The following is a 25,316-nucleotide window of genomic DNA, read 5'->3' on the forward strand; positions in this document are numbered from 1 at the left end:
ACAGATGTTTCGTATTGAATCCAAAGTTGACACGAGTTCCGCGACGTTCAAGGAGAACGCGGAGGTAAACCGGCGGCTTCACGCCGAGTTCAAGGAGCGCCTGGAAAAGGTGAAGCTGGGAGGGCCGGAGAAGTCGCGCAAACGCCACGTCGACCGTGGGAAGATGCTGCCGCGCGACCGGATGGCCCGCCTGCTCGACCGCAACAGTCCCTTCCTGGAGATCTGCTCGCTGGCCGCCTATGACATGTACGACAACGACGCGCCCTGTGCCGGTATCATTACCGGTATCGGCAAGGTGCACGACAAGCACGTCATGGTGATTACCAACGACGCCACGGTGAAGGGCGGCACGTACTTCCCCATAACGATTCTCAAGCACGGGCGGGCGCAGGCGGTGGCGGAAATCAACAACCTGCCCTGCATTTACCTCGTCGACTCGGGCGGAATCTTCCTGCCCCTGCAGTCAGGCACCTTTCCCGACAAGGATCACTTCGGCCGTATCTTTTACAACCAGGCCCGGATGTCGGCCAAGGGGTTGGCCCAGATTTCAATTGTCCTGGGCTCCTGCACCGCCGGCGGCGCCTACCTTCCGGCGATGTCCGACGAGACCGTCATTGTTCGCAAACAGGGTACGATTTTCATCGGCGGCCCCCCTCTCGTCAAGGCGGCGACCGGTGAGGTGGTGACGGCCGAAGAGCTGGGCGGGGCGGACGTCCACTGCCGGACCTCGGGCGTTACCGATCACTACGCGCAGAATGACGAGCACGCCCTGCAGATGGCCCGCAACATCATCGAAAACCTCCACATACCCAGGCCCGCCGAAGTTGACCGCACGGCTCCGGAGGACCCGCATTACGATCCCGAGGAACTGTACGGTGTTGTCTCGCACGACGTCAGAAAGCCCTATGACATTCGTGAAGTAATCGCGCGGCTTGCGGACGGTTCCCGTTTCCACGAGTTCAAGGAGCTGTACGGCGCCACGCTGGTTACGGGCTTTGCGCGGATCATGGGTTATCTCGTCGGGATCATCGGCAACAACGGCGTCCTCTTTTCGGAATCGTCGCTCAAGGGCGCCCATTTCATCGAGTTGTGTACGCAGCGAAAAATCCCCCTTGTCTTTCTGCAGAACATATCGGGATTCATCGTCGGTCGTCAGTACGAGGCGGGCGGCATTGCGCGCGACGGAGCCAAGCTGGTTCACGCGGTGGCGAACGCGGACGTACCGAAGTTCACCGTCGTGGTCGGTGGCTCCTACGGCGCCGGAAACTACGCCATGTGCGGACGCGCTTACTTTCCACGGCTGATGTTCATGTGGCCCAACGCCCGGATTTGCGTCATGGGCGGCGAGCAGGCGGCCGACGTACTGGCGACGGTCAAGATTGTGCAGCTGCAAAAGGAGGGCAAGAAACTCAGCGAAGAGGAGATCAGGACCATCCGGCAACCGATCATAGACAAGTACGAGGCGGAGTCAACGCCGTACTATTCGGGGGCGCGGCTGTGGGACGACGGGATAATCGGCATGACCGATACCCGCCAGATGCTGGCCCTGTCGATAGCAATGGCTCTCAACGCGCCGATACCGGATCAGAAGTACGGCGTTTTCAGAATGTAAACGTGATCGTGACCCCGACGAGACAACCATGAGAATACGGTGAGCGCGAGCAAATGAACTTTACGACACTCAAATATGATAAGGACGGCCAGGTTGCCCGCGTCTGCTTCAACAGGCCGGAAATCCACAACGCCTTCAACGCGACCATGATCACCGAGATGTCGCGGCTGTTCTCCGAGATCGAAAAGGACAGCGAGGTTCGCGTGATAGTTCTGACCGGCGAGGGCAAATCATTCTGCGCCGGGGCCGACCTTAACTGGATGCGCGAGGTGGTCAAGCAGTCATTCGATGAAAACCTTGCCGAATCCAGCGCCCTGGCAGACCTGTTCTACCAGATTTATGCCTGCCCGTGCCCGGTGGTCGGCCGCATCAACGGCGCAGCCATCGGCGGCGGGACCGGGTTTGTGGCCGTCTGCGATATCGCCCTGGCGGCCCGTTCGGCCCGCTTCTCGTTTTCCGAGGTCAAGATCGGCGTCGTGCCGGCCTGTATCGGTCCCTACGTCATCAAGAAAATGGGGGAGGGAAAGGCGCGCGAGTTGTTTATCACTGGTGAGCGTATGCCGGCCGAGCGTGCCTTCCAGGTCGGCCTCGTCAACAAGGTGGTCGAGGACGACCGGCTTGATGCCGAAGTCGACCGCTTGGTTCAGGACCTCCTGACGTCGGGTCCGGAGGCCGTGGCCATGGCCAAGAAGCTCATCGGCGAGGCGCCGGGAATGTCACCGGAGCAGTTCAAGCCGTACACGGCCCAGATGATTGCACGGCTGCGCGTGTCGGATGAGGGGCAGGAGGGCATGACGGCTTTCCTTGAGAAGCGCAAGCCGGCGTGGGTGGCCCGGCGTGAACGGCGGGAGGAGTAGCTATGTCGGACGGATTATTCGCAAAGGTGCTCATCGCTAACCGCTCGGAGATCGCTGTGCGCGTCCTTAACGCCTGTCGCACGCTCGGGATTCCGACCGTTGCGATCTACTCCGAGGCGGACGCCAACAGCAGGCACCGGCTTCTGGCCGACGAATCGGTATGTATCGGACCGCCGCCGCCCGGCGAATCGTACCTGCACATCGACAAGATTATCGACGCCGCCAAACAAACAGGGTGCGACGCCATACATCCCGGCTACGGTTTTCTCGCCGAAAACCCGGCCTTCGCGAAACGCTGCGCCGATGAGAAGATCACCTTTATCGGCCCCGGCGCCGAGGCCATCGAACTGATGGGAAACAAGGTGATCTCACGCCGGATGATGGCCGACGCCGGGGTGCCCATCATCCCGGGCATGAATAGCAGCGAGTCATCCCCGGAAGCGTTCGCGCGCGAGGCGGAGAAGATCGGCTACCCGGTGCTGGTTAAGGCCGCCGCCGGCGGGGGCGGCAAGGGGATGCGTGTGGTGCGCTCCGATGATGACCTCCCGGCGGCACTTGAGGCCGCTCAGCGCGAAGCCAGAAACGCTTTCGGCGACGACACCATTTACCTCGAGAAGTTCCTGACCAATCCGAGGCACATCGAATTCCAGGTCCTGGCCGATCACCAGGGCAACTGCGTGCACCTGTTCGAACGCGAGTGTTCCATCCAGCGACGTCACCAGAAGATCATCGAGGAGTCACCGTCGACGGCACTCGACGAGGAGCTGCGGAACCGCATGGGCCAGGACGCCGTCAGGGTGGCTAAAGCGGCCGACTACACCAACGCCGGGACCGTGGAGTTTCTTTTGGACGAAGGCGGCGGCTACTACTTTCTGGAGATGAACACGCGTGTCCAGGTTGAGCATCCCGTGACCGAATTCGTCTGCGGCGTGGATCTCGTGGTTGAACAGATCAAGATTGCGGCCGGACTGCCCCTGTCGGATCATCTGTTCAATCTCGTGCAGCGCGGGCACGCCATTGAATGTCGCATCTACGCCGAGGATGGCGAGAACGACTTCCTTCCCTCGACCGGTCGAATCCTGCACTACTCCGAGCCGGTCGGCCCGGGAATTCGCGTGGATTCCGGGGTGACGACCGGGACTGATATCACCATTGATTACGACCCGATTATGGCCAAGCTTATCGTACACGCGCCGGATCGTTCCCTGGCGATACGCAAGATGATTGATGCCCTGCACCAGTACAAGATTCTCGGAGTGAAGACCTCCAAGAAATTCATGGTTGACGTCCTCCGTCACGAGGAGTTCGCCGCCGGCAGGACGTTCACCAGCTTTATTGAGCAGCACATGGCCGACCGGGCAACCGACCTCTCCGCCTACAGGGAACTGGCCGCCGCGGTGGCCTCGGTTGCGTCCGTGACCGGCCGTGAAGCACCAGCCGTTGCCGCCGAAGGCCGGACAGCTCTGCCCTCTCCATGGGAAACGCTTAGCCACTGGCAGATAGGAGATTCGATTGATGCATAGGCACGACTTCGTGTTTGACGGTCAGGCCGTTGAGTGCTCCACGGAGAAACGCGGCGCGGTTTACGAAGTACGGGTCGGCGAAAAGCTCGTGGAGGTACATCCGCTCGGCACGGACCTGTTCGCCGCAACTCTCAACGGTCAGAAGAAGATCATCGCCGCGGAATTCAACAAGGGAGTCTGCTATCTCGAGATCGATTCCGTCCAGCTCGAATTGCGCGAGCCCGGCGACGAAGGATTTGCCGGAAGTGGCGCTGACCTCTCCGCGGTCAAGGACAAGATATTCGCCCCCATGCCCGGAAGGATCGTCAAGATCCTGGTGAACGTGGGTGACACCGTCAAGGAAAAGCAGCCGCTGGTGATCGTCGAAGCCATGAAGATGGAGAACCCGGTCAGCTCTCGTGCCTGCGGCAGGATCAAGGCGATAAACGTCCAGGCCGAGCAGCAGGTCGACACCGAGACTCCGCTCATCGAGCTGGACATCCAGGAGTGAGCACAACTCAAACCTTGAGTTAGATAATCGGGCCGCGACCGCCGGTTCCGATCAGTGCTCAGCCGTCTTTCGGGAAAGCCCCCGATTGATCCCGGCCGTCTTAGATTTTAACCCCCAGGGTGACCGTCACAAACTGGTAATCTGATATATATGTTCCCGAGACATCGGTGAATCTGAACTCGATGAAGGGCCTGATCGGGCCACCGGCGGCCAGTTCGGCACCGAAGCCGGGGGATGCGTAAAAGTCGTTCTCCGAGCGGCTTTCGATCTGGCGCTCAATGATTCGGAGTCCGGAGGCCGTAGCCACGGTACTCCGGTACATGAACTGTTCGCGGCGCGCTTTCGCGTAGCCGCCGCCGAGAATCAGATAGAGCGTGGAACCGTTTCTCTGCCGATAGCTTATTTTCACATCAACCCCGGCGGCAACAAAGGAGAAATCTCCCTCGGTGTCTATATCCGACAGCAATCGATGGTAAAAGCCCCGGAGAATAAACTCAATGCCGCCTGACGGAACGGCTGCTAACGGCACTCCGGCACCAAGCCCGGCATGATAGCCGGTCTCGGCGCGTTCACCAAGATCGCCGACGGCAAGATTGCCGCCGCCACCCAGATACAGGGCGGCCCGTGACCCGGCCAGGCATGACGTCGAGCCGGTCAGCCAAAGAAGGAAAAGAATGGATATCCGTATCCGCGCCAACGTGAGTCCTCCACTGCGCCGGGCGCGGACTGACGGCCCGGCACAAACGCTAATATATCCAATAGGACCTGAAATAGAACCCCAAAGCACAAAAAAATACCGGGGCCGACGGCCCCGGTATTGGCACTGCCGAATAACAATCTCTTAGAAGAACTTTACTCCCAGTGTCACCGGCACGAACGAGGAGGATTCTCCTTCCGTGGCGATGGAGACGTAGCGCAGCTGCGCGAACAGGCTCCAGGCCGGGCCTGCCTTTAGCTCGACGCCGGCGCCGAGGTTAAAGTACATCTTGTTCTGGTCTTCCTGGATCAGGCTGTTGAGCGTGCTGGTAGCCAGAGTGTTGGAGCCGGAGAACTCAGACTGCTGGATCTTGGCCATTCCAAGGCCGCCAAGCACGAACGGCTTTACCGGGGAGGACGGAAGAGCAAACGACATCCGTGCGTCGACACCGAACATCCACATCTTGTTCGCGCCGCCTTCGACGCCCGTCAGCGTCGAGAGGAGGGGATTGCTGTCAAAATCGATCGGGAACTGGTGATGTTCCACCTTGGCCACTATCTGAGTATTCGGAGCAGCTTTGTAGCCAAAGCCTATGCTTCCGTGGAAACCGGTCTTGTACCCCTCCTTGAAACCGTCGGGCGCGGCCGGCAGCGACAGTGCTCCGCCTGCATAGAGGCTGAACGGCTGCGGCGCCTGCGCCCAGGCCGCGACAGCAAACACCGTCAGAAAGAGTACGGTGAAAAGCAGTTTCTTCATCTTTACCTCCAGTTAACGTGAGTGCCACCTGCGTTTGTAGATAAATCGGACGAGTGAGACGATTCCTTAACGGCCTGTGGTCAGGCAACTCGGATATACTCCGGGGCTCAATTAACTACGGGCAAGGTCTGGATTAAACCGGACTAATTCAGTCTGAATGGTTCATAAGGCCGCGAACAGGTTATTTCGCGCAGTCAGCACTTGCACACTGAGTGGTTCTGCCGGGTTGCGGGGTCGGTGTTACCTGCTGCTGCACGTCGGCGGAATTCGGCCTCTGGCGGCCACGGGACGGTCGGACAGGACGCCCCGAGACGACATTTGTGAACAAATTCACTTGCGCCTGCCCGCGCGATTCGTTATATAGCGCAAAAACATCGTCCGGCACAAATCCACTTATATCAGGAGGCTTCGATGCCAAAAAGAGACGAGGCTTATATCATCTCCGCCTGCCGGTCAGCAATTGGCACGTTGCACGGCGGCCTGGGCAGCTTCACTGGTCCGCAACTCGGTGCCTTTGCCGTCAAAGAGGCCGTCAAGCGTGGCAAAATAGATCCCGCTGCCCTTGATGAAGTCATTATGGGACAAGTAGTTCAGGGAGCTGCCGGTCAGGCGCCGGCCCGTCAGGCGGCTATCCACGGGGGCATTCCGGCTGAAGTGCCGGCCATAACGATCAACAAAGTCTGCGGTTCAGGGCTCAAGGCCGTTATGCTGGCAGCGCAGTCGATTCGGGCCGGCGACCAGAATCTCGTTCTGGCCGGCGGCATGGAATCGATGTCCAGTACGCCGTATGTCATCCGGGGGGCCAAAACGGGCACCAAGTTCGGTCACCGGAAACTCGAGGACATCATGATCTCTGACGGCCTGTGGGACTCTTTCAATGACGTTCACATGGGTAACATCGCCGAGTACACGCGCAAGAAGGCCAACGTGACCCGCGAGGACCAGGATGAATTCGCCTTTAAGTCCCATCAGAAGGCGGTTGCCGCGCAGACGGCCGGCAAGTTCAAGCAGGAGATCTTTCCTATCAGCGTGCCGCGCCGCAAGGGCGATCCGGTGATTTTCGAGGTCGATGAGTGTCCGCGGGCCGACATTTCCATCGAGAAACTGGCCAAGCTGCGTCCGGCATTCGAGAAGGAGGGGACAGTCACGGCCGGGAACGCTCCGGGTCTCAACGATGGCAGCGCGGCGTGCGTGGTGGCCTCGGAGAAGTACATGAAGGACAACGGGCTTACACCGCTGGCGCGGGTGATCGAGTACGCCGTCGCCGGTACCGAGCCCATCGACCTGTTCTTCTCACCGATCTATGCGGTGCAGAAGCTGATGGAGAAGATGAAGGTCGACATCAACTACTTTGACCTCATCGAAGCCAATGAGGCATTCTCGGCGCAGGCGGTCACGGACGGTCGCGGTCTGAAGTGGGACTGGGACCGCGTCAACGTGCATGGCGGCGCGGTGGCTCTCGGCCATCCGATCGGCGCCTCCGGCACCCGTATCCTGACCACGCTGATCTACGCGCTGAAGGATCGAGGACTCAAGACCGGCCTGGCCACGCTCTGCCTTGGCGGCGGCAACGCCGTTGCGATGGCTATTGAGCTTAGCTAATAACCACAGTCGTGGAGGGAACGAACGTGAAGTTAGAGGATATCAAGACGGTGTCAATCATCGGCGCCGGCACTATGGGCAACGGGATTGCCCAGGTGTTTGCCCAGACCGGGTACGCCGTGAACCTGATGGAAGTAGATCAGGCGTACCTGGATCGTGCTCTGGCGACCATTACCAAGAGCCTTGACCGGATGGTGAAAAAGGAGAAGATCACGGAGGCTGTGAAGACCGAGACCCTCGGCCGAATCAAGACCTCAACTGATCTCAAGTCTGCCTCCGGTTCACAACTGGTCATTGAGGCCGTCACGGAACAATTGGACCTGAAGCTGAAGCTGTTTCAGGAGCTTGAGGGTATCTGCGGCCCTGATACGCTGTTTGCTTCCAACACGTCATCGTTGCCGATAACCCGGCTGGCCGCGGCGACCAAGCGACCGGCCCAGTTTATCGGTATGCACTTCATGAACCCCGTGCCGATGATGAAGCTGGTTGAGCTGATTCGCGGTATTGCCACCTCGGATGAAACGTGTAACGTCATCGCGGAGTTAGCAAAGAAGCTCGGCAAGGTGCCGGTGGAGGCCAACGATTTCCCCGGGTTCATCGCGAACCGCATCCTGTTGCCGATGATCAACGAGGCGATCTACGCCCACATGGAGGGTGTCGGTACGATTGAGGCCATCGACGAGGTGATGAAGCTGGGGATGGGGCATCCGATGGGACCGCTGACACTGGCCGATTTTATCGGCCTTGACGTCTGCCTGGCCATTCTGGAAGTGATGCACGACGGGTTGGGCGATCCCAAGTACCGTCCGTGCCCGCTCCTGCGGAAGATGGTTCAGGCCGGCTACCTTGGCCGCAAGACCGGTCGCGGATTCTACGACTACAGCAAGTAAGGAGTCGGTCTATGGATTTCAAGTTGTCCGAAGATGACCTTGAGCTTAAGATGACGGCCCGGGAATTGGCTGAGAAACGTCTCTACCCGATCGCCATGGAAATGGACGAGAAGGAACAGACGCCGCCGGAACTGATCAAGGAATGTGCGGAACTCGGTTATTTCGGGTTCACCGCTCCCGAGAAGTACGGCGGTCTCGAACTCAGTGCCACCTCCTTCATGGGGGTGCTCGAAGAGATCTGCGCGGCCTGCGCTGGCTTCGGCATCATGCTCTCGGTTCACAACTCCCTGGTCTGCGAGATCATCAAGCTGTACGGCTCTGAGGAGCTCAAACAGAAGTACCTGCCGCTTATGGCGACCGGAGAGAAGATCGGCGCCTACTGCATCACGGAACCGCAGGCCGGTACCGACATCGCCTCGCTGAGTATGACGGCCGTCGAAAAGGGCGACTCCTGGGTGCTCAACGGCACGAAGACGTTTGTCACCAACGCGAACTTCGCCGGTGTGTATATCGTCTTCGCCAAGACGCACCCGGAGGAGGGGCGCAAGGGTATCTCCTGTTTTGTGGTCGACGGCGGCCTTGACGGGATGACGCTCGGCCAGCCCGAGAAGAAATGCGGGTTGAGGGCCTCAGACACGCGCGAGGTGAACTTCGCGGATGTCGTGATTCCAAAAGGGAATCTTCTGGGGAAACCCCGCGAGGGTTTTCGTATGGCCGTGAGCATCCTGAATTCCGGCCGTATCGGGGTGGCCTTCCAGTCCATCGGCATTGCCCAGGCGGCTTTGAGCGAAGCCATCAAGTACTCCAAGGAGCGCCGGCAGTTTGACCAGCCGATCGCCAACTTCCAGGCCATTCAGTTCAAGCTGGCTGACATGGCGATGAAGATCGACGCCGGCAGGTTGCTGGCGTACCGCGCGGTGCAGCTCAAGGATGCCGGGGAACCGTGCCACCGTGAGTCGTCCATGGCTAAGCTGTTTTGTTCCACCATGGCCAACTTCGTCTGTAATGAAGCCCTGCAGATTCACGGAGGGTACGGCTACATCAAGGAGTACGCCGTGGAGCGGTATTTCCGCGATGCGCGCGTGACGGAACTTTACGAAGGTACCTCGGAAGCCCAGCGCATGGTCATTTCGAGGGATCTCTTGAGGGAGTGAGCGTTGCTGGAAAAGAAGCACCTGGAATACCGCGAAAAAATCCGGGCGTTCATGGAGGAAACCGTCAAGCCGGTCGCCGCGACGCTTGACCTTGAACAACGGTTTCCCGACGAGCACATGAAGCCGCTGACCGACATGGGGCTGCTCAGTATGCTCGTGCCCGAGAAATACGGCGGTCGCCCTACCGACACGTTGACCTACACCATAGCGGTCGAGGAGGCCTCGCGCGTATGCGGGTCCACCGGCATTATGCTGGCGGCGCACAATTCGCTGGGCTGTTTACCCATCCTGGAGTTCGGCTCCGAGCAACAGAGGCAGAAGTACCTGCCGCGTGCCGCGCAGGGGGAGCTGATCGCCTTCGGCCTTTCGGAGCCGGAGGCCGGGTCCGATGCCGGCGGCACGCGCACCATGGCCCGCCGTGAAAACGAACACTGGGTCATCAACGGCTGCAAGTGCTGGATAACGTCGGCCACCAAGGCCTTCGCCACGATTGCTTCCGCGCGCACGTCCGAGGATCTCGAGGACAAGCGTATCACCTGTTTCATTCTTGACAAAGACTGGGAAGGCTACTCGGTCGGCAAGAAGGAAAACAAACTGGGCCTGCGGGGTTCGGACACGGCGTTTCTTCATTTCGATGATCTGCGCGTGCCCCTGGATGCGCAGCTCGGCGACGTCGGGCAGGGGTTCAAGCAGATGTTGATCACCCTGGACGGAGGCCGGATATCTATCGGCGCCATGGCCCTGGGCCTCGGCCAGGGGGCCTTCGAGTGCGCGCTCAGGTACTCGGCGGATCGCGTACAGTTCGGCAAACCGATCAGCTACAATCAGGCGATCCAGCACAAGCTGGCCGACATGGCGACGGAACTGGAGGCCGCCCGGCAGCTCCTGTACGAATGCTCCTGCATGAAGGACGCCGGAGTGCCGTACGGTCATTATTCGGCCATGGCCAAGCTGTACGCCTCGGAAGTGGCCACTCGCGCGGCCGCCACCGCCATCGGCATCCTTGGCGCCGTCGGCATCAGCACCGGCCGGTACCCGGCCGAGCGTATCTGGCGCGATGTCAAGCTTTGCGAGATTGGGGAGGGGACGTCCGAGATTCAACGGCTGGTCATCGCCCGGTACCTGCTCAAGTCGTTGAAGGTGTGACAGCTGCCCATAGAATCAACCATGCCCGCCGGGGCGGCATTGCCCGTCTCCGGCGGGCTTTTTGCTTCGGGCGGTGCTCCGGCCGACGCGAATTTGTTTGAACCTCAGGCCGGTATTTTGTATCATGACTAAAACGGTGCATCTAATCATCTTGCTCTTGAGGTATCCATATGGCGTTCAATAAGACCGAATACATCTGGATGAACGGTAAGTTCGTCAAGTGGGACGATGCCAAAATCCACGTCCTCTCGCACGTGGTCCACTACGGCTCGTCGGTGTTCGAGGGCATGCGCGCGTACAAGACACCCAGGGGAGCGGCCTGTTTTCGCCTGAAGGATCACAGCGTTCGGCTGTTCGATTCGGCAAAAATCTATCGCATGGACATCCCCTTCACGCCGGAAGAGATCGACCAGGCCACGCTCGACATTATCGGTGCCAACCGTCTGGACGAGTGCTACGTGCGCCCCGTCGTCTACCGGGGATATAACAGTCTCGGGGTGGACCCCTCGCGTTGCCCGATCGACGTCTGCATTGCCGTCTGGCCGTGGGGGCAGTACCTCGGCCCGGAGGCTCTTGACAAGGGCGTATCGGTGTGCTTCTCGTCGTGGAACCGCATGGCTCCCAATACGCTTCCCGCCATGGCCAAGGCCGGGGCCAACTACATGAACAGCCAGCTTATCAAAATGGAGGCTATCAGCCACGGCTACGTGGAGGGAATTGCCCTGGATGTCTACGGTCACGTCTCGGAAGGCTCCGGCGAGAACATCTTTCTCGTCCGCAACGGCGTGCTGATTACACCGACCTTTGCCGCCTCGATCCTTCCCGGCATCATTCGCCGGTCCATCATCAGGCTGGCCGAGGATATGGGCATCAAGGTCATCGAGCAGAACGTCCCGCGCGAGGCCCTGTACCTGGCCGACGAGGTCTTTTTCACCGGCTCGGCGGCCGAGATCACGCCGATATCCGCAATCGACCATATCAAGGTCGGTACCGGCAGGTGCGGGCCGATCACCAAGAAGCTCCAGCAGACCTTCTTCGGTATCGTCAGCGGCGCGATCGAGGACAAGTACGGCTGGCTGACGTACGTGCCGGAGTACAAAGGAGTACCGGTATAAATGAAGGTGGCCGTCGGCGCCGATCACAAGGGCTACGCCTTCAAGGCGCGGATCAAGGGCATACTCGAGAAGCTCGGTCACGAGGTGATCGACTTCGGTACCGATTCGGAAGAGTCGGTGGACTACCCGGATTTCGGCCTGAAAGTGGCGCGCGCGGTTCGAAGCGGTCAGGCCCGGTTTGGCATAACGGTTTGCTGGACCGGCAACGGCATGAACATCGCCGCCAACAAGGTTCCTGGTATCCGGGCGGGCATGGCACTCAGTCCCGACCAGGCCCGCCTGACGCGCCTTCACAACGACGCCAACGTCCTGACGATTGCCAGCAAGTACACGCCTGAAAGCGATCTCGAGGCCATTGTCACGACGTTTCTCACCACCGAGTTTGAGGCCGGACGGCACGTACAGCGGCTGGAGAAGATCAGACAGCAGGAGGAAAGCGCCGCCGACGTGTCGAAGGAGTAGCCCGTCCCGGCTTCAAAGTGCCTGATATTGCGGGTCGACCGTCCGGTCGGCCCGTGTTTTTTCAGGCCGGGTGACCGGTCAAGGGGCCCGTATGGAATAGATTGACCCCCAAAGCCGTTTTGCCTACCTTGGCGGTACCTGAATAAAGAAACGGAGCCAGCCATGTCATATCTGAAAGACGTCGATCGTGAAATTTACGACGCCATTGTCAAAGAAACCGATCGCGAGATGACCAAGCTCGAATTGATCGCCTCGGAGAATTTCGTTTCCGAGGCCGTGCTGGAGGCGGCGGGCGGGGTTATGACGAACAAGTATGCCGAGGGTTACCCGGCCAAGCGGTACTACGGCGGCTGCGAATTTGTCGACATTGCCGAGAACCTTGCCCGTGACCGGGCCAAACAACTGTTCGGCTGCGACCATGCCAATGTCCAGCCGCACGCCGGGTCGCAGGCCAACATGGCCGTCTATTTCACTGTCCTCAAGCCCGGCGACAAGGTCATGGGCCTGGATTTGACCCACGGCGGCCACCTGACTCATGGCCACCCGATCAATTTTTCCGGCTTCCTGTTCAATTTCGTCGGCTACCAGGTCGAGAAAGAAACTGAAGTCATCGACTACGACAAGCTGATCGAAACGGCGAAAAAGGAGAAGCCGAAAATGATCGTATCCGGGGCGTCGGCCTATCCGCGTTTCCTTGATTTTGAGAGAATTCGCGAGGCCTGCGACGCCTGCGGGGCGTACATGATGGTGGATATCGCCCACATCGCCGGGATGGTGGCCGTCGGGCTGCATCCCTCGCCGATCCCGTACGCCGATTTCGTCACCACCACTACGCACAAGACCCTGCGCGGGCCGCGCGGCGGCATGGTCATGTGCAAGGAACAGTACGCCGCCGATCTGGATCGCATGGTCATGCCCGGCATCCAGGGCGGGCCGCTCATGCACATCATCGCCGCCAAGGCCGTTGCTTTCAAGGAAGCCCTGACCGACGAGTTCAAGGCCTACCAGAAGCGGATCGTGGACAACGCCAGGGCGCTGGCCGAGGCGCTCAAGGCCAGGGGTTACCGGCTGGTCGCGGGCGGCACCGATACCCACCTCATGCTGGTGTCGTTTCTCGACGTGCCCAAACTGACCGGAAGCAGGGTCGAAAAGGCGCTGGACAAGGCCGGCATCACGGTCAACAAGAACACCGTCCCGTTCGACACCGAAAAGCCGTTCATCACTTCCGGAATCCGCATCGGCACCCCGGCCATCACCACGCGCGGCATGACCACCGCCGAGATGCCGATTATCGCCGATATGATCGACCGCGCCATCCAGAACCGCCGCGACGACGAGGTCCTGGCTTCAATCGCCGCCGAGGTCGCCGCCTTGTGCAAGAAGTTCCCCATCTACCAGGAGCGGCTCGAGGAGGCGTGAGCATGCTGTTTCAGGTGACGATGTTTCCGACGTCCAAGGGCACCCCCTCGGCCTCGGCCGACGTGGCCCGGGTGATCGACATCATCGACAGGTCCGGCCTGCCGTACAGGCTGACGGCCATGTCGACCATCATCGAGGGGGAATGGGAGCCGGTGATGAAAGTCATCAACCGTGCCCGGCTGATGTTGCGGCGACGGCACAGCCGCCTGTATATCAATATCACTGTCGATGACCGCAAGGGGGCGCGCCATCGCCTGACGGGAAAAATAGAATCTGTTGAACATAAACTCGGACGCGAGGTGAAAAAGTAATGGAGAACATTCGGGTCGTCTTCATATCGGTTCCCCGGGACGAGGTCAAGAAGTTCGCGCGGGCGATCGTGGCCGAGCGGCTGGCCGCCTGTGTCAACATCGTGCCCCATATCGACTCCTTCTTCTGGTGGAACAACGAGGTGCAGTCCGACGAGGAAGCCCTCATGATCATCAAGACCACGCAGGCGCGCGTCGACCGCCTCATCGAGTACGTCAGGGAGAACCATCCCTACGACATCCCGGAGATCATCACCGTGCCCGTGGCCGAGGGCCTGCCTGACTACATCAACTGGGTCATAGAAGAGACGGGGAAGAGCTAATAACCACATAGCAAGGGGGCATCGATGGGTGCCGGGGAGAAGCAGAAATGGTGCAAGCGCCCAAGGTGGCGCGTGGCTGGAGTTGCGTTCGGTGCAGTATTGCTTGCTTTGCTGTTGCACGTCGGCAGTGCATCCGGCCAGGTTGAGCAGGAGCAGGACATCAGTGTCGAGTTACTCGAGGCGCTCGACAAAACTCTTGAGAAGATCCCTGAGCAACTCAGGTCCGACGTGATTATCGAGGTCCCGGAGAATTTCGATACAATCGAAGCAGAAGTCCGCAAGCATCTTGATCAGGGTGAGTTGTTCGAACTGTCTACTCTTGTCAAGATAGGTAACGTGGAATACAGCCGGGACCGATTCGACAACGCGCTGCACTACTTCAACGTCGTTCTTGATCAAGTAGAGAACCAGGGGGGCCGGGAGGCTGTAGCGGCGGCGAGCGGTAACATCGGTCTGATTTATCGAGCCAAGAACGAACGTGACCGGGCGCTGGAGTATTTCGAGAGAGCGTTGGAGATAGATCGTGAGACTGGTTATCGTGAGGGTGAGGCGGCTCAACTGTGTAACGTCGGTCTGATCTACCAGGATAAGGGCGATGCCGAACGCGCGCTGGAGTATTACGAGAAAGCGTTGAAAATAGATCGGAAGATCGGTTGTCGCCAGGGTGAGGCGAGTGACCTGAGGAGCATTGGCAAGGTCAATTATACCGAAGGTGACCCTGACCGGATCCTGAAGTACTCCAAGAAAGCCCTGAAGATATATCGTAAGATAGGCGATCGTCTGAATGAGGCGAATCAACTGGGCAACATTGCGCAGGTCTATCTCATGGAGGGCGATCCTGACCGCGGGCAGAAGTATCTACAGGACGCGCTGGAGATGTTCAGCGAGATCGGCTATCGTAGGGGTGTGGCGATGACTATTGGCAACATCGGTGGGGCCTACCACCAGAAAGGTGATGCTGATCGGGCGCTGAAATACTACGAAGACGCGTTGAAGATAGATCGTGAGATCGGCTATCGTAAGGGTGAGGCGCATCGACTCGCCAACATCGGTCTTGTCTATCGGGACAAAGGTGATCCTGAGCAAGCGCTGGAGTACCTGGAAGAGGCGTTGAAGATACGTCGTGAGATCGGCGATCGCGGGGGTGAGATGGTTGACCTGGCCCACGTCGCGAAGATCTATGAGGCCCAGGGTGATTACGACCGGGAGTTGGCGTATTTTGAGGCGGCAGTGGAGGCAGCTTCTGCGCTGAATTCCCGTCAGGGCGATGTGGGAATGGTAGCTGCTCTAACCAAGATCGGACTGGTCTGTCAGGTGCAGGGTGATGCCGAGCGGGCGCTAGAGTATCACCAGAGAGCGTTGAGTATACGTCGCGAGATTGGCGATCGTCTGGGTGAGGCATATGATCTGCGCGAGATCGGTCACTGTTACTACGCGAAAGGTGAATCTGACCGGGCGCTCGAGTACTACGAAAAAGCGTTGATGATGTTTCGTGAGATTGGCGATCGTTTCAATGAGGCAGCTGTTCTGAACCACATCGGCTCGGTTTTCCTTGAAGATAAGGGTGAACCTGATCGGGCGCTGGAGTATTGCGAAGAAGCACTCAAGATAGATCGTAAGATCGGCTATCGTATGGGTGAGGCGCATCGACTGGCCAACATCGGTCTTGTCTATCGGGATAAAGGTGACCCTGAGCGAGCGCTGAAGTACCTGGGAAAAGCATTGAAGATACGTCGTGAAATCGGCGATCGTCAGGGTGAGGCGCAGGACCTGTGCAACGTTGCCGACATCTATCACGCCGGGCGTGATCCTGAACGGGCGTACGAATATCTAGTGAAAGCGTTGAATATAGGTCGTGAGATGGGCGATCGTCAGGGTGAGGCGGGTTGCCTGGGGAAGATCGGTGTGCTCTACGCTGAAGCGGGTGATCTTGACGAAGCGCTCAAGTACCATGAGGCAGCGTTGAAGATAGCTCGTGAGATCGGCGATCGTTGGGAGGAGGCGGGCCAGTTGACCAACATCGGTGTGGCCTATCGGGAAAAGAATGATCCTGACCGGGCGCTCGAGTATTACGACGAATCGCTGGGGGTATTTCGTGAGATAGGCAATCGTCACGCTGAGGCGGAGGTCTTGTGCAACATCGGTCTGATCTATCTGGATAAGAGCGATTTTGACGGCGCGGTGGAGTATGAATCGGAAGGGTTGAAGATAGCTCGTGAGATTGGCTATCCCAAGTGTGAGGCGCTTGGCCTGGCCAACATCGGGGTGATCTACAAGGCGAAGGGGGATCCCGCGAACGCGCTGGAGTATTTGGAACAGGCCAAGGCCGTCCTCGACCGTCACGGCCTTGCACATGGGCGCGACGTCATAGAGGCCGCTCTTGCCGAGATACACGCAGCGGAAAAGGCCGAAGGCAAGTAACCCATGAAATGCCCCCATTGCGGACACCAGGAAGATAAGGTCGTGGACAGCCGGCCGTACCAGGACGGGCGGGCCATACGCCGCCGCCGCGAATGCCTTCAGTGCGGGGAAAGGTTCACCACCCTCGAGTACGTGGAGCAGGGGACACTGACCGTGCTCAAGTCGGACAACCGGCGGGAGCAGTTCGACCGGGGGAAAGTGTTGCAGGGTCTCAAGCTGGCCTGCAACAAGCGGCCGGTGACTTCCGATGAGATGCAGGCGATAGTGGACCGGATCGAGGCGGAACTTCACGCCCGGGGCAAAAACGAGGTCACCAGCAAGGATATCGGCGAGCTGGTCATGGACAACCTGCGGCAGGCCGATGAAATAGCCTACGTGCGGTTTGCCTCGGTCTACCGCAAGTTCAAGGACAAGACGGAGTTTCTCGACGAGATGAAAAAGCTGCTGGAGTGAACCGGCCCTGTTGACTTGACGACCCCTTTTATCGATTTTTGCTGCAAATGACCACCTCGGAAGACCAGCCTGACACCACCAAAGGCGGCGGCATGCCGTTTCTGGAGCACGTCGAGGAACTTCGCCGCCGCATCCTGAAGTCCCTGCTGGCGGTTGTCGTCATGTCCGGCGCGGCGTTCTACTTTTCCGACGAGCTTATCAAACTCATCAAGATACCGATCGGCGACACGCCGCTTCACAACATCCAGGTGACCGGGACGTTTTACGCCTACCTGAAGATTTCGCTGATCACCGGGGTGGTGGCGGCTCTGCCGGTGGTCTTCTACCAGATGTGGGCGTTCATCTCGCCGGGGCTGCTTCGCCGCGAGAAGATCGTCATCCTGCCGCTGGTGCTGATTTCGACGGTTCTTTTCGTCATCGGGGGCGGCTTCTGTTTTGTCGTGGTGCTGCCGATTGCGCTGCGGTTCCTGATCGGGTTCGGCGGCGAGTTGGTCATAAATTACATCACCATCGGAAGTTACATCAGTTTTGCGGGCCTGCTGCTCCTGGCCTTCGGCTTTGCCTTTCAACTGCCTATCGTGAGCTACATTCTGGGGCGGATCGGGCTTATCAGCAGCCGGGGGCTGGCCAAAGGCCGCCGGTATGCCGCTGTCCTGATTCTGGTGGTGGCGGCGATCATCACGCCCCCGGACGTTTTCACGCAGGTCCTGCTGGCCGTCCCGATCTACCTGCTGTACGAGATTTCCATTGTAGTAGTGTACCTGACCGGCCGGCGGACGTAGCCGGTGACGCCCGGCGCGGTATGTTTGTTGACAAATTATAGCCGGGGGGTTAGATTTCAGGTGAGTTTTACCAGCGGGCGTAATTCAGTGGTAGAATGCAAGCTTCCCAAGCTTGACGTCGTGGGTTCGACCCCCATCGCCCGCTTTTTTTATTGCCGTTGAATAACGACATGAAAGTGGTCAGCATAGAGCGGGCCTCGCCGCTTTTCGGCCGGGTCAGGCCCGGTTACCGGCTGGTGAGCGTAAACGGCCGCAAGGTGCTCGACGTGATCGATTTCCACTACAGGGTGACCGACGAGCGGGTCAGGCTCACCTTCGCCGATCCGCGCGGGCGGCAGACGGACTTTGAGTTCGTCGAGCCGACGGCCGCGCACCTGGGGTTGACGTTCGACGATCACAGGATTCGGCACTGCAACTGCGACTGCATCTTCTGCTTTGTCTCGCAGCAGCCGAAAGGGATGCGTCCGGCGCTGTACGTCCGGGACGAGGACTACCGGCTGTCGTTCACGCACGGCAATTACGTGACGCTGTCCAACGTTTCAGAGAGCGACCTGGCGCGGATAATTGAGCAACGCCTGTCGCCCCTGTACGTCTCGGTGCATGCCACCGACGACGCGCTTCGCCGGTCGATGCTTCGCAACGACCGCCTGAGTCCGATCCTGCCGCGCCTTTGCCGCCTAACCGACAACGGCATCACGATACACAGCCAGGTGGTGCTGTGCCCCTCGATCAACGACGGCCGGTATTTCGAGCAGACGGTCGACGATCTGGCCGCGCTCCACCCGGGCGTGGCGTCGCTGGCCGTCGTGCCGGTAGGGCTGACCAGATACCGCGAGGGCCTGCCGCCGCTGCGCACGTACACCGCGCAGGAGGCCGGGGAGATTATCGACTACATCGAAACACGCCAGGCCGGGTTCCATGCCCGGACCGGCAGCCGGTTTGTCTGGCCGGCCGATGAATTCTATGTGGCCGCCGGGCGAGCTTTCCCGCCCCGGCACGTCTACGAGGACATGCCCCAGTTTGAGAACGGAGTCGGCATGGCCCGGGAGTTCATGACAGGGTTTAACCGTCGTCGCAGCAGGCTGAAAGGAATACGGTCGGACAGCCGCGTGATGATGTTGACCGGCTGTTCCGCGTACCCGTTTCTGTCCGAAGAGATATTGCCGTATGTCACGGAGACGCTCGGTTTGAACCTCAGTCTGCACCGCGTGTTCAACCGGTTCTGGGGCGAGACGGTCACGGTTACGGGACTGCTGACCGGGCAGGACCTGCTGCAGGATGCAACGGACACGGCCGACCAATACGATCTGGTCGCGCTTCCGCCGAACTGCCTGAACGCCGACCAGCTCTTTCTCGACGATTTGTCTCTGGCGGAGTTCCGGGAGAGACTGGGCAAACCGGTGCTGGTCGGTCGCTATAACCTCGCGCAGACGATCAGGGAGGCGTTCTCTTGAGTATCCCGGTAGTGGCCATAATCGGGCGGCCGAACGTTGGCAAGTCATCCCTGTTCAATCGTTTTCTCAAGAAGCGCCTGGCCGTCGTGGATGCCGAATCGGGAGTCACCCGAGACCGCAACTACGCCGCCTGTGACTGGAACGGTGTAAAGTTCCGGCTGATCGACACCGGCGGCATGGTGCCGGATTCGAAAGACGCGATGGAACGACTGATTCTGGATCAGTCCGAGTTTGCCGTCCACGAGGCGGACCTGGTGCTGCTCATGGTGGACGTGCAGACGGGCCTTGACGAGGCTGACCGCAGACTGGCCCAGGCGCTGCTGAAAGCGCACAAAGACAACATCCTGGTGGTCAACAAGGCGGACAATGATACGTTCGACAGCGACGTTTTCGGCTTCGTGAAACTGGGCCTGGGTGACGCATACGCCGTATCGGCAACCGGTGGGCTGGGCGTGGGCGATCTGCTGGACGAGGTTGTCAGGCGGATAGCCGGCAAGAAGGAAGAGAAGCCGGCCGAGGGCGTTATCCGGGTGGCCGTGGTAGGACGGCCCAACGTCGGCAAATCCTCATTCATCAACACGCTGTTGGGGGAAAACCGGCTGATCGTATCGGGCGAAGCCGGAACCACCCGGGATGCCGTCGACACGCCGTTCGAGCTGGAAGGCCGCCAGTACTGCCTGATAGATACGGCTGGACTTCGCCGCAGTTACAAAGTGCAGGAGAACATTGAGTTTTACACCAACCTTCGCGCCACCAGAGCCATCGAGGGCTGTGATGTCGCGGTAGTGCTGGTGGACGGTTCGGAGGGCGTGACGGTGCAGGACCAGCGTATCCTCTCGCAGGTTCTTCATTGCCGGCGGGCGGCGGTGCTGGCCGTGAACAAGTGGGACTTGGTTGAGAAGGACAGTCTTACGGCCGACCGCTTCACGAAGGACATCAACCGGCAGTTGGCCAAGTTCGCCTTCCTTCCGATTGTGTACGTGTCGGCGCTGTCCGGTCAACGTTTGGTCAGGGTGATGACGGTTGTCGATCGCGTGTACCAGGAGTTCAATCGCCGCATCCCAACGCCGCTGCTTAACGACTTTCTGCAGCGGGTCTACGCCCGCAAGAAACCCCCGGCAAAGGAACGTAAATTTATCCGCTTTAAGTACGTCACCCAGACCGAGGTGGCGCCGCCGACCTTTGTGTTCTTCGCCAACCATCCCCAACTGGTCGACAAGGCATATCTTCAGTACCTTTCCAACCAGCTTCGGCTGCAGTACGGTTTTGAGGGCGTGCCGATCCGCATCAAGTGCCGTCAAAAGTGACCCCGTGCCCTGATCTTCGGGCCGCCGTTTGTGAAGTGCGCGCGGCCGTGTTCTGCGGGGACGTGGTGCGGTTCGTGCGCTAAGCAGGCCCGGCTTTCGGCCGATACACGGTTGTATGAGCGCTTTTGGCGGACCTGCGGCCGAACTGGACGAACTCGAGGCGAAACTGGCTGCGCGCACGGCACAGCTTCGCGACCTCGCCACCATGGGAACGGTGATCACCCGTATTCACGAAATAGACGCCGTTCTCTCCGTCGTCATGGATATGGCCATACGGCTGGTCGAGGGGGAGGTCGGGTTGATCATGATCGCCGAAGACGACTGCCTTCGGCCCGAGGTCTGCTGGGGGGTCAGCGAGGATTTCATCAAGTCGCTCATCTACGAGGACGGCATCGACCTCGTGACTTACTGCCACCGGAATCGTCAGCCGGTCGTGCTGTCCGGTCTTGACCTGAGATGGGACGGCGGCATCAAGCTCGATTCCGTTATCGCCATGCCCATCCAGACGGCGGATGAATGCCTCGGCGTGATGGTGATCATTAACAAGACCAACGGCGGTGCCTATACCGACGACGATACGGAAATTCTCAGGATGCTGCTGAATTTCGTGGCCGTGGCGATTGACAATTCACGCCTTCTGAAGGACAAGCTTGTCCGCCAGAAGATTGAGCAGGAGATGTTGATCGCCAGGCAGGTACAGGAAACCATCCTGCCGCGAGATGACACGAAGATCGACGGGGCTGAGATCGGGGCGGTCTATTTCCCGGCCCGCGAGGTGGGGGGAGATTTCTACGACATCCTCCGGATTGACGAGCAGCGATTTCTCGTCATCCTGGGTGACGTCTCCAACAAGGGGGTGCCGGCGGCCCTGGTGATGTCCGCGTTGTCGGGAATCGTCAAGTCGGTGATGCTCTCCGATCCTACCGTCTCGGTGGCCGAACTGGCCGGACGCCTGAACGACATTCTGGCGACCGAAATCATCAAGGATCGCGAAATGTTCGTGACGCTGTTCTTTGCCCGTTTTGATCTGGAGGCAAAGGAACTCACCTATTGCAATGCCGGGCACGTGCCGGGCCTTTACTGGGACAGCACTACCACCCGTATCGAGGAACTGGCCAAGGGCGGCCCTATCGTCGGCCAGTTTGAGGGTATTGCGTTTACGGAGGGTCGGTGCGGGATTACCGGCGGTGATCGCCTGTTCCTCTTCACGGACGGGCTGACGGAGGCCGAGGACGCCGACCACAACCTCTTCGGGCGTGAAAGAGCGGAACAGGTCTTCGGCACCGAGATCGGTCTGGCCCCGAAGGAGTTCTGCCTGCGCGTAAAGGAATGGGTCGATCACTTCACGGAAGGGGCCTCGAAGGACTCGCAGGATGATTTCACTGTCCTTCAGGTGAGGGTGGAATAGTCGTGGCCGAGTACTCGCTGAGATACCCGTCAGTCAGCGACTCCGAGGAGCGGATGCTCGACGATCTGGATAAGATCGTGTGCGAGAACGAGATCGAAGCAGCCACCGCCCAGCCGCTTAAGCTGGCCGTGTCAGAAGCGTTCACCAACGCCCTGATTCACGGCAACCGCCAGGATTGTCGGAAACTTATCCGGATCGATCTGCGAGTGAATGAATGCGAAGTAACTGCCGATATAGCTGATCAGGGTCATGGAGGGCTGAAGCAGGTACTGAATCGGCGGCCCCCCGCGCCGCTGGCCGAAAACGGGCGCGGCATTGACCTCATACGGCATACCACTACGGCTGCCACCTTCTGGGAGAACGAATCCGGCGGCCTGGTGGTTTCGATTCGGCTGAAACGGAATGTCAAAAGTGGAGTTAACGGCTAATCTCTCGATCTGGAGGACGTGATGGATATCAGGACACGGGAAGAAGGCAGTGTGACCGTGCTCTATCTCAAAGGGAGGCTCGATTTGGCCAGCGGAGCGACGCTGAAAGAAGAAGTCAAAAAGCTCTTTGCCAAAGGCTGCACCCAGATCCATCTGAATCTGGCCGAGGTCGAATTCATCAACAGTTCCGGCCTGGGCTCGCTTGTCTCCGTCATGAAGGAAGTGCGTTTGCTCAAAGGCCGGCTCACCCTCTCGAATCTCGCCAGCTACGTGCAGGAGATTTTTGATATTACACAACTCTCGCACATCTTCGAGGTGTTTCCGACCGAGGAGGACGCGCTGGTTTCGTCCCAATCGGTAAGTGTGGTCTGACGGGGCGCGCTTAGTGGCAAAAGGGGTTGACGAATGAATGACGTTGTGCGACGCATCGGGGAACTTCTGGTCAGACTCCAGTCGCCGGACTACTACGACCGTGAGGACGCTGTAAAGGAGCTCGGGACATGCAGCGAGGACGACGCGGTGCACGGCCTGGTGATGGCCTTGGAAGATCCCGATCTCGGCATTCGTGAACTGGCCGCCGACTTCCTGGCCCGCATCAAGACGCCCGCCGTTTCCCAGCTCCTGATCCGGTGCCTGGCCAGTGAGGACATCGGCACGAGAAACCTTACGTGCGAGGTCCTGGTGAGAATCGGTTCGGACGCCGTGCCGGTCCTTATCGAAAGCCTGGAAAGCGACGACCGGGATGTACGCAAGTTCGTGGCTGACGTCCTGGGTCGCATCAAGGACCCGCGAGCCGTGGAACCACTGTGCGCAAGACTTGCCGACGACAGCCGCAACGTAGTCTGCTCTGCGGCAGAGGCCCTGGGCGAGATCGGTTCACCGGAGGCCGTACCGGACCTGCTGGCCGTGTGCGAGAAGACGGAAGACGCCCGCCTGCACGCCATAGAAGCGCTCGGCAAGACCGGGGACCCGGCCGTCCTGGAGCGGCTGTACGAGTACCTGGAATCCCCGGATCCCATGCTTCAGTATGCCGTGATCGAAGCTATCGGCCAGATGGGACTGGTCAGGGCCGTCGAACGACTGATACCGTTCTTCGATTCAACGGATCCGGCCATTGCCGAAGCTGCCATGTCCGCCGTCATCACCGTAAGCGTCCGGAGCAGAGAACCGGTGGCCTGCGATCCGCCGCTTGACCGGTTCACTGATTTTCTCCTTGAAGGGATCAAGAGCCGGGACCCGGCTACAACCCACTATACACTCGATCATCTGGCTCAATGGTACGGCTCCGGCATCATGGAAGGTGTTTTCAGCGTGCTCGAGTTTGTGGATGACGACACGTTCAGGCGGGTGGTCGAAATCGTCGGCGAGATAGGCGCTCCCGCCGGGGAACTGCTGGTATCAAGGCTGTCCGTATCATCCAAGCAGCTCAAGCTGAAACTCCTTGATGCCGCTCGTCTCATCGTCGACGAGGAATTCGCCCGGCACGTAATGCCGTACGCCGAGGATGACGACCCGGAAATCCGCCAGCGCGTAGCCCACCTTCAGGGCATCTCCGGGTATGTCGGTGCCGTGCCGACGCTCAAGAAGCTCGCCCTGGACGCCAACGGCCACGTTCGTGCCGCCGCCATTGCAGCCCTCGGCTGGCTGTGCGGCGAGGAGGACGTCGATTTCATTCTGACCGGCCTTGATGACAAGTACCCGGACGTGCGCGAGGCGACGGTCGGCGCGCTCATCATTGTCGGCGGATCCAAGGTGATCGCGAAGTTCACCGCTGATCTCTACCACGAAGATACTGAGCGGCAGCGCCTGGCCGTCACCGCCCTGGGGTGGATTGGCGAAGTCGACGTGGTCGAGCCGCTGCTGCGCGCCATCAACCATCCGGATGCAGGTGTGCGCAAGTCGGCGATTAGCGCCCTGGCGCGTATCGGCAACGTCAGCGACGTCGAACCGATTGCGCTGGCTCTCAACGATGAGAACAGCGCCGTTCGCAAGGCGGCGGTCTCGGCCCTCGTGACCCTCAGGGGCGGCTGGGCTTTTCACCACATTCGGCCGCTGCTTGACGACCCCGACGTCTGGGTGCGGTATCATACCATCAGTGCCGTCGGCGACATCGGTGATCCCAAGTATGCCGATTACCTGATCCCCTACCTTGACGATTCCCTGGATGTGATAAAAATCGCCACCGCCAAGGCCATGGCCGTTCTGTGCGATGAACGCGCCGTGCCGGCGCTGGCTCGCCTGACGCGAGAGAAGAACGCCGATCTCGCAGACGCCGCAAAGGTGGCCCTTACACGCATCGGAGGTACAACGTAATGGAAAGACCCTCGATACTGGTGGTGGACGACGAGTTGCTTATCCGTGACCTCCTGTACGACTTCTTCAGTGGCCAGGGGTGGGACATATCGGTGGCCGAAAACGGTGAACGAGCACTGGACATCCTGCGCGGTCGCAAGGTCGATCTGGTCCTGACCGACATCAAGATGCCCGAGATGGACGGATTGACCCTCACCAGCCGAGTCCACGAGACCTACCCAGGTATTCCGGTGGTCGTGATGACCGGGTATCCGTCCGTGGATTCAGCAGTCCAGGCCCTCCGCAGCAAGGTTGCCGACTACATCATCAAGCCCTTCAACATCAACCAGTTACACAAGGTAGTTATGGAGAAGCTCAAGGAGAAGGAAGGATGATTGCCGCCGTCAAACAACGGCT

At 59.5% G+C, this 25,316-nt stretch carries 25 protein-coding genes and 1 tRNA gene; 24 read left to right on the forward strand and 2 right to left on the reverse strand.

The annotated features are described in order from the left end of the window. Nucleotides 1-4 precede the first annotated feature (4 nt). The 4 genes from VMY05_03485 to VMY05_03500 are packed head-to-tail and all read left to right on the forward strand — an operon-like array spanning nt 5 to nt 4,482. Nucleotides 5-1,612, forward strand: a complete 1,608-nt coding sequence (locus VMY05_03485) for a carboxyl transferase domain-containing protein (protein HUV30141.1) — start codon at nt 5-7, stop codon at nt 1,610-1,612. Between the two features lie 53 nt (nt 1,613-1,665). Further along, nucleotides 1,666-2,469 carry an enoyl-CoA hydratase/isomerase family protein gene (locus tag VMY05_03490; protein ID HUV30142.1) on the forward strand — a complete coding sequence of 268 codons (804 nt, stop codon included), beginning with the start codon at nt 1,666-1,668 and terminating at the stop codon, nt 2,467-2,469. A gap of 2 nt (nt 2,470-2,471) precedes the next feature. Beyond that, nucleotides 2,472-3,992, forward strand: coding sequence for an acetyl-CoA carboxylase biotin carboxylase subunit (locus tag VMY05_03495; protein ID HUV30143.1), 1,521 nt, complete (start codon nt 2,472-2,474; stop codon nt 3,990-3,992). After that, nucleotides 3,985-4,482, forward strand: coding sequence for an acetyl-CoA carboxylase biotin carboxyl carrier protein subunit (locus VMY05_03500; protein HUV30144.1), 498 nt, complete (start codon nt 3,985-3,987; stop codon nt 4,480-4,482). Before VMY05_03495 ends, VMY05_03500 begins: the two co-directional genes overlap by 8 nt. A gap of 100 nt (nt 4,483-4,582) precedes the next feature. Here VMY05_03500 and VMY05_03505 read toward each other — a convergent pair whose 3' ends face one another. Together VMY05_03505 and VMY05_03510 are read right to left on the reverse strand one after the other, a co-directional pair. Continuing rightward, on the reverse strand, nt 4,583-5,179 hold the full coding sequence (locus VMY05_03505; protein ID HUV30145.1) for a hypothetical protein: 597 nt from the start codon (nt 5,177-5,179) through the stop codon (nt 4,583-4,585). Nucleotides 5,180-5,323: 144 nt separating this feature from the next. Next, on the reverse strand, nt 5,324-5,935 hold the full coding sequence (locus tag VMY05_03510) for an outer membrane beta-barrel protein (GenBank protein HUV30146.1): 612 nt from the start codon (nt 5,933-5,935) through the stop codon (nt 5,324-5,326). Nucleotides 5,936-6,346: 411 nt separating this feature from the next. On the opposite strand from VMY05_03510, the gene VMY05_03515 reads away from it, so the two are divergent. The 20 genes from VMY05_03515 (at nt 6,347) to VMY05_03610 (ending at nt 25,294) form a co-directional block, all read left to right on the forward strand. Further along, nucleotides 6,347-7,537, forward strand: coding sequence for an acetyl-CoA C-acetyltransferase (locus VMY05_03515; GenBank protein ID HUV30147.1), 1,191 nt, complete (start codon nt 6,347-6,349; stop codon nt 7,535-7,537). Between the two features lie 26 nt (nt 7,538-7,563). After that, nucleotides 7,564-8,427 (forward strand): 3-hydroxybutyryl-CoA dehydrogenase, encoded by an 864-nt coding sequence (locus VMY05_03520; GenBank protein HUV30148.1) that lies wholly within the window; start codon nt 7,564-7,566, stop codon nt 8,425-8,427. 11 nt (nt 8,428-8,438) lie between these two features. Beyond that, nucleotides 8,439-9,581: an acyl-CoA dehydrogenase family protein gene (locus VMY05_03525; GenBank protein HUV30149.1), complete on the forward strand. Its 1,143-nt coding sequence runs from the start codon at nt 8,439-8,441 to the stop codon at nt 9,579-9,581. 3 nt (nt 9,582-9,584) lie between these two features. Continuing rightward, on the forward strand, nt 9,585-10,727 hold the full coding sequence (locus VMY05_03530; GenBank protein HUV30150.1) for an acyl-CoA dehydrogenase family protein: 1,143 nt from the start codon (nt 9,585-9,587) through the stop codon (nt 10,725-10,727). A gap of 170 nt (nt 10,728-10,897) precedes the next feature. Continuing rightward, entirely contained in the window at nt 10,898-11,842 is a 945-nt protein-coding gene (locus VMY05_03535) for a branched-chain amino acid transaminase (protein ID HUV30151.1), read from the forward strand. Further along, a complete protein-coding gene (gene rpiB / locus VMY05_03540; GenBank protein ID HUV30152.1) occupies nt 11,843-12,304 on the forward strand; it encodes a ribose 5-phosphate isomerase B in 462 nt (153 codons plus the stop codon). 162 nt (nt 12,305-12,466) lie between these two features. Continuing rightward, entirely contained in the window at nt 12,467-13,723 is a 1,257-nt protein-coding gene (gene glyA, locus VMY05_03545; protein ID HUV30153.1) for a serine hydroxymethyltransferase, read from the forward strand. 2 nt (nt 13,724-13,725) lie between these two features. Continuing rightward, nucleotides 13,726-14,034, forward strand: coding sequence for an MTH1187 family thiamine-binding protein (locus VMY05_03550; protein ID HUV30154.1), 309 nt, complete (start codon nt 13,726-13,728; stop codon nt 14,032-14,034). Continuing rightward, nucleotides 14,034-14,354 carry a divalent-cation tolerance protein CutA gene (gene cutA, locus VMY05_03555; protein ID HUV30155.1) on the forward strand — a complete coding sequence of 107 codons (321 nt, stop codon included), beginning with the start codon at nt 14,034-14,036 and terminating at the stop codon, nt 14,352-14,354. Before VMY05_03550 ends, cutA begins: the two co-directional genes overlap by 1 nt. Nucleotides 14,355-14,426: 72 nt before the next feature. After that, a complete protein-coding gene (locus tag VMY05_03560) occupies nt 14,427-16,775 on the forward strand; it encodes a tetratricopeptide repeat protein (protein HUV30156.1) in 2,349 nt (782 codons plus the stop codon). A 3-nt stretch (nt 16,776-16,778) separates the two neighbouring features. Next, the gene (gene nrdR / locus VMY05_03565; protein ID HUV30157.1) at nt 16,779-17,228 is read left to right on the forward strand and encodes a transcriptional regulator NrdR; all 450 of its coding nucleotides are present in this window, start codon (nt 16,779-16,781) and stop codon (nt 17,226-17,228) included. A gap of 47 nt (nt 17,229-17,275) precedes the next feature. Next, entirely contained in the window at nt 17,276-18,010 is a 735-nt protein-coding gene (tatC, locus tag VMY05_03570) for a twin-arginine translocase subunit TatC (protein HUV30158.1), read from the forward strand. 73 nt (nt 18,011-18,083) lie between these two features. After that, nucleotides 18,084-18,155 (forward strand) — tRNA-Gly (locus tag VMY05_03575). 25 nt (nt 18,156-18,180) lie between these two features. Then, nucleotides 18,181-19,464 carry a DUF512 domain-containing protein gene (locus VMY05_03580; protein ID HUV30159.1) on the forward strand — a complete coding sequence of 428 codons (1,284 nt, stop codon included), beginning with the start codon at nt 18,181-18,183 and terminating at the stop codon, nt 19,462-19,464. After that, nucleotides 19,461-20,771 (forward strand): ribosome biogenesis GTPase Der, encoded by a 1,311-nt coding sequence (gene der, locus VMY05_03585; GenBank protein ID HUV30160.1) that lies wholly within the window; start codon nt 19,461-19,463, stop codon nt 20,769-20,771. The genes VMY05_03580 and der overlap by 4 nt, the downstream gene beginning before the upstream one ends. Before the next feature lie 115 nt (nt 20,772-20,886). Beyond that, nucleotides 20,887-22,179, forward strand: a complete 1,293-nt coding sequence (locus VMY05_03590) for a GAF domain-containing SpoIIE family protein phosphatase (GenBank protein ID HUV30161.1) — start codon at nt 20,887-20,889, stop codon at nt 22,177-22,179. Nucleotides 22,180-22,181: 2 nt separating this feature from the next. Continuing rightward, nucleotides 22,182-22,607 (forward strand): ATP-binding protein, encoded by a 426-nt coding sequence (locus VMY05_03595; protein ID HUV30162.1) that lies wholly within the window; start codon nt 22,182-22,184, stop codon nt 22,605-22,607. Between the two features lie 21 nt (nt 22,608-22,628). Beyond that, a complete protein-coding gene (locus tag VMY05_03600) occupies nt 22,629-22,979 on the forward strand; it encodes an STAS domain-containing protein (GenBank protein HUV30163.1) in 351 nt (116 codons plus the stop codon). Nucleotides 22,980-23,012: 33 nt separating this feature from the next. Then, nucleotides 23,013-24,920, forward strand: coding sequence for a HEAT repeat domain-containing protein (locus VMY05_03605; GenBank protein HUV30164.1), 1,908 nt, complete (start codon nt 23,013-23,015; stop codon nt 24,918-24,920). Then, nucleotides 24,920-25,294: a response regulator gene (locus VMY05_03610; protein HUV30165.1), complete on the forward strand. Its 375-nt coding sequence runs from the start codon at nt 24,920-24,922 to the stop codon at nt 25,292-25,294. Before VMY05_03605 ends, VMY05_03610 begins: the two co-directional genes overlap by 1 nt. Nucleotides 25,295-25,316 lie beyond the last annotated feature (22 nt).

The sequence above is a fragment of the Acidobacteriota bacterium genome (assembly GCA_035529075.1).
Taxonomy (GTDB): Bacteria; Zixibacteria; MSB-5A5; order GN15; family FEB-12; genus DATKXK01.